The organism is Microcoleus sp. Pol12B4 (assembly GCF_036701385.1).
GTDB lineage: Bacteria > Cyanobacteriota > Cyanobacteriia > Cyanobacteriales > Microcoleaceae > Microcoleus.
The window spans coordinates 1-4845 of the sequence record NZ_JAUBQR010000327.1; the positions used below are offsets into that span (position 1 = coordinate 1).

The 4845-nt window shown below is 40.7% G+C and carries 5 protein-coding genes; 1 reads left to right on the top strand and 4 read right to left on the bottom strand.

Annotated elements, in window-relative coordinates; translation table 11 throughout:
- The first annotated feature begins 324 nt into the window (after positions 1 to 324).
- Positions 325 to 1173: a PEP-CTERM sorting domain-containing protein gene (locus QUA38_RS27340; protein ID WP_333167444.1), complete on the top strand. Its 849-nt coding sequence runs from the start codon at positions 325 to 327 to the stop codon at positions 1171 to 1173.
- 239 nt (positions 1174 to 1412) lie between these two features.
- On the opposite strand, the gene QUA38_RS27345 is transcribed toward QUA38_RS27340, so the two are convergent.
- The 4 genes from QUA38_RS27345 to QUA38_RS27360 all read right to left on the bottom strand — a co-directional run bounded on the left by QUA38_RS27345 (position 1413) and on the right by QUA38_RS27360 (position 4815).
- The gene (locus QUA38_RS27345; RefSeq protein ID WP_333162980.1) at positions 1413 to 2192 is read right to left on the bottom strand and encodes an ABC transporter ATP-binding protein; all 780 of its coding nucleotides are present in this window, start codon (positions 2190 to 2192) and stop codon (positions 1413 to 1415) included.
- A gap of 96 nt (positions 2193 to 2288) precedes the next feature.
- Complete coding sequence (locus tag QUA38_RS27350) at positions 2289 to 2849, bottom strand: hypothetical protein (RefSeq protein ID WP_333167446.1); 561 nt, start codon at positions 2847 to 2849, stop codon at positions 2289 to 2291.
- A complete protein-coding gene (locus QUA38_RS27355; RefSeq protein ID WP_333167448.1) occupies positions 2846 to 3628 on the bottom strand; it encodes a hypothetical protein in 783 nt (260 codons plus the stop codon). Before QUA38_RS27355 ends, QUA38_RS27350 begins: the two co-directional genes overlap by 4 nt.
- 350 nt (positions 3629 to 3978) lie before the next feature.
- Entirely contained in the window at positions 3979 to 4815 is an 837-nt protein-coding gene (locus tag QUA38_RS27360; RefSeq protein ID WP_333167450.1) for a class I SAM-dependent methyltransferase, read from the bottom strand.
- Between the last annotated feature and the right edge of the window lie 30 nt (positions 4816 to 4845).

Genomic DNA, 4845 nt, shown 5'->3' on the forward strand with positions numbered 1-4845 from the left:
TTCCAACATAATTACTCTTTCTGCTTTGTGCTTTATTATATTATCCAGACTAATTATAAATTTTTATTGCATTTATTTAAAATTAACTTTTTTTAGAGTAATCAGTAATTTTACTTAGGTCAACACCAGCCTTAGCGCCCATACAATGTATTTTTAGTAGCTGTAGCGACCAACTTTACATAATTTTTACTTAAACACAAGCTTTCTTGACAGTAGCTTTACAAAAATCTCTAAGTAAATAGGTAGTATTAATACGTAAGCGAAACCAACCGCTACATTACCAAGAACAGCACTTAAAATTTTTCAAATTTAAGGAAATTTACCATGAAATTACATCACAGTACCGGAGCGATCGCATTTTTATTAGCAACTCCTTTAGTAACCAGCTTGAGTGTAGGTATAGCGCCCAGCAGTGCTGCCACAATAGCAGGTTCAGCAGCAGCAGTAACGATTGACAACTTCAGTCACGCACCCACTGACACAGGTACATCTACTAACACTAACGCTGAGACAATAGCTAACAACGGTGCAGTCATTAGCAAAGTGAAAGCTGAGGCATTTTTTATATCTAACTGCCACGAATTGCTGGCAGCAAATCTCTCGCAAAGTGCAGTCATAGGCAGCGGGAATAACTATTCCGGTTTCGCCCAAAGTCAAGCAGCAGTGATCGGCGACTTCTTCATTGATGCTGAAGAAACTTTTTCCTTCACTTTTCAGACATTTTTAGCTCTTTTAACATCAGTTAATAACCCCCAATCCGAACGCGCCAGGGCGAATGGGAGTATATCTTTCGGCGTGATTAACACTGTTACTAACATTTTGTTAGACTCTTTTCAATTTGCCATCGGTTTAGACTCTTCTAGTGGCTTTTATGCAGATGCCTTCGTTAGCAACAGCTTTAGACCCACACAAATTAACTTTAATTTTCTGGCTCAAGAAAGTGCAGCAGCTAGCCTCCTGTACACTTCTGGGGTATATTCGCGGACATTCAACAGCGCCACTAACTTAAGGTTAGTAGAAGTTAAGAACAATATCGCAGAGACAGAAGCAGAAGCAGAAGCAGAAGCAGTTCCCGAACCGAGCACAGTATTAGGTACTGCAATATTTTTAGGATTGTTTGTCAGGCAGAGAAAACACAAGAAAACAATGTCGGAAGTCAAATCAAAAGTTTAGGAAAAACCCCAAATGTAAATCCGTAGGATGTGCAAGGCGCACATCTTATGGTTTCCATTGAATTGCTCGTTATAAAATGCTGTCGCCCTGGGCGGGTTGATAAATATTATCGGTTTGAAAGACAGATTTTTGGTGAAACCCGCCCCTAATTTTATTGCGGTTAATTGGCAGAACATTATATCGCTTCTTCCGAGGATAAACACTGCCGACCTCACTTATCTGTCGGCACACAATACCCATTAACCATGTCCATCTTCTTCTTTTCCTAAATATGCCTCAATTACGCGGGGATCTGAGCGAACTTCGGCCGGAGTTCCCTCAGCAATTTTAGTACCGTACTCCATAACACTCACGCGATCGCTAATTCCCATCACCACCTTCATATCATGTTCAATCAGCAAAATACTCAAATTCAGCTCATCGCGAATCCGATAAATAAAGCGAGTTAAATCAGCCGTTTCGTTCGGGTTCATCCCCGCCGTAGGTTCGTCCAAAAGCAGCACTTTAGGATCGGAAGCCAAAGCCCTCGCAATTTCCAATCTCCGCTGGTCGCCGTAGGAAAGGTTTTTTGCCAACTCCGACGCTTTAGCAGCACCTAAACCGACAAAATCAAGCATAGTGAGCGCTTTTATTTTAGATTCCCGCTCCTCAATCATCGCAGCGGGAGGGCGGAGGATTGCACCCAACAAACCTGTTTTCAATCGGCAGTGTCTACCTACTAAAACATTATCCAGGACAGTCATGTTGTTAAACAAGCGGATATTTTGAAAAGTTCTAGCAATGCCGAAAGTGGTCAGGCGATCGGGCGGTAAACCGGTAATATTTTTATTTTCAAGTACCAACTGCCCCCCACTCGGTTTATAGATGCCAGTAAGCATATTAAAAAAAGTAGTTTTGCCCGCACCGTTGGGGCCTATCAAACTGGCGATCGAGCCTTTTTCCAATGTTAAACTAACCTGGTTGACGGCAGTCAAACCGCCGAATCGCATTGTAAGTTGCTGTGCTTCTAATAATGACATTTTGGTTGTGATTCCTGATATTAGTTAAGTTGTTAGAGATTTGCCCCTTGAGTTTTAGGACAAAAACAGTGGAAAATTAAATGATAGACAGTTCAGCTAAGGTTTAATATCTCTCCAGCGTCTAGCTTCAATGTGGTGCTGTTGTAGCAATCGGTTAAAGTCTTCGGTATCAGTTGTTGCAATGATTACGTCTATTCCTATTCTCTTAATAATGACGGCTTGAGCGGCTATGATTAAGTCTGCATCGTAGGCTACATAAGAATTATTGTGTGCAAAAGCCCATAGCTCAACCGCTTCTTGCATTACGTTGCCCTCTTCGGAAGTAACTGGAAAATATGCAACTCCTTTTTTTGCGATTAGCACATCTAGTTTTTCAATAGCTTTATGAGCTTTTTGTTTCTCTTCTGATCCAGATTTGCGATCGCGGATTCGTCTGATATGCTCGCGCCTTGCTTCATAGTTTACGATTTCGGATATAGCTACACGATATCCCTTATTTATTAGCCCCTCTAACCACTCCTTGCATTCAATTGCTTCTCTAATCGATTCCTTAACTTCGCTTTCAGGGCTTTGAGGCAACCTATTTTTGCCTTTGTCAACAAGGGGATGTATGAGTTTTCCGACGACACCCGTATCTAAAAAAATCAACGTAATCATGAGTTAGGTTGCTTGTTTTCCGATAACTTTTCAAGCTCGTTAATATCCTCTTCACGCCAGGAACGCAGAGTTTTAAGGAGGTCTTCTTTATCATCTGTTTTTAGTGCATTGTTGGCTTCTTCATAGATTGATTTATACGAAAATTTTTGGCGGTCGTGTCTATCAATTTCCCACAAAATTGCTTTGGCTGCATTTCTTATGGCTATAGCTTGGCTGGTGATTTCATCTGCTGGTCTTTTCTTGGCATAATCTTCAAATGTTTTATAGCTGATAAATGTCTGAGCTAGATCTTTTGCTAATTCGCGACCTCTTTTGGTAAAGAAGCTTAGATAATTTTCTGCAATATCTAATAAATTAATGAGTCCTGCGTAAAACAATCTTAGTTGCTTTACTTCGTTGTCTTCAAGAGATGCAGCAAGCATATATAATTGGGCAGAGATCCTTGTTCTAGATATTTTAGCCCAAAGTTGTACATTTTCTATGCCATCAACAGCTTCCTTCGGGGCAAAGTCTTTGTACTTTGTCTTAAATGCTTCGAGGCTACGTTCAAGTTCTTCTAAGCTTTTATGTCTCTCAGAAGGATTGCTTTCTGATTCAATATGGAGATAAAGGTCGTAGATTGACAGCAGCTCTCTAAGCGCCTCCTCTGGTGCCAGAGCATCTTGAGATTGGAATGCTTTTTCTAAGGATTGTTGTATCGCTGCAAATTGTTCTCCAACTCCCTTAATTTCTTCGGTGTAATTGCTTTTTTCAATGATTTGTTTTGTCGCTAAAATCATAGCTTTGAATAATTGGAGTGATTCGACCTTGGCCAGACGATACAGAGGATGGCTAATCCTGCTGCCGTCACGGTCAAGCTGGTTAATTGCTAGTTTAGCCTACCTGAGACATTGGCAAATTCTTTTGGAGGCATTAGGGTACAGCATTGATACACGCCAAACAAGGAACCGAGCCCCGACTTCCTTAATTTGACACGCACCGAGGCGATCGCCTCGGTGCCCTTATGCAACAAAAGTTAATGAGCGTGCTATTTACTTTTGTCCGACTACTTACTGCATTTTCTAGCGTACAGACAAAGTGCGATCGTCTGTACTCTGCGGTGTGTCAGCAGCAAATTGTGTGAGTTGAGTCAAATCTCTTGACTGACGCACCCTACTGTATTCTCTAACGTACAGACAAAATAGAACTTAAAAAGATTAGATTCTAGCGAACGGCCAGGGCGATATTGTGCGTGTAAATCAGCAGTCGAAAAGTTTTCAATAACTTTGAGATTGAGTTCGTCAGCCAAAGTTGCAATCTTTTCAAACCCAGTAATCCACGGTGCATACATACTTTCGTATTTATCTATGTAATCATTGATATCTTGGTAGCCCGTCGTTCTCAAAATCACCTTTTCCGACATATAATCAAAGGACAATCGGAAATTATGAACATTGTCACGAATTTGTTCTAACACAAGTATGACATCTTTTTTGTCAACCAAAGTAGTGTTGCCTTCCCACAAAAAATATGTCGGTCGAGCGAAATCAAATTCACTCTGTTTCAGCAAGGGGATTAAACCGTCTTTTACATAATCGCCGGGAAGGTAGCGGACATTCGCAGTAACTTTGTTAGCTTTGAGAGTTTCTTCTTTTAATTGAAGAGTCGCGCGGTCGTCTATTTCAAAATAAGTGACTTTTTCGCCATTAATTCTAGCAGCGCGAGTATCCAAGCCTGAACCTAAAATAACTACTTGCTTGCAACCTCCTAAAATTTGATTGGACAAAACATCATCAAAATATTTAGTCCGCAACTTAACCATTTCTTTAGCGGCGGGAGAGCTTTGAGCTATGTGGCTAGCTATTTTTTTTGTTTCCTCATTCAGCCAGATTTTTACTACATGATCAGTATAGAGAGGAATTGCCTCTTCATTCTCTTCTGCTCTAAATTCCGCAACGATAAAAGCAGTACCAGTTACATTTTTCATGGCTAATCTTTCACCCTTACTAAGTAGTTG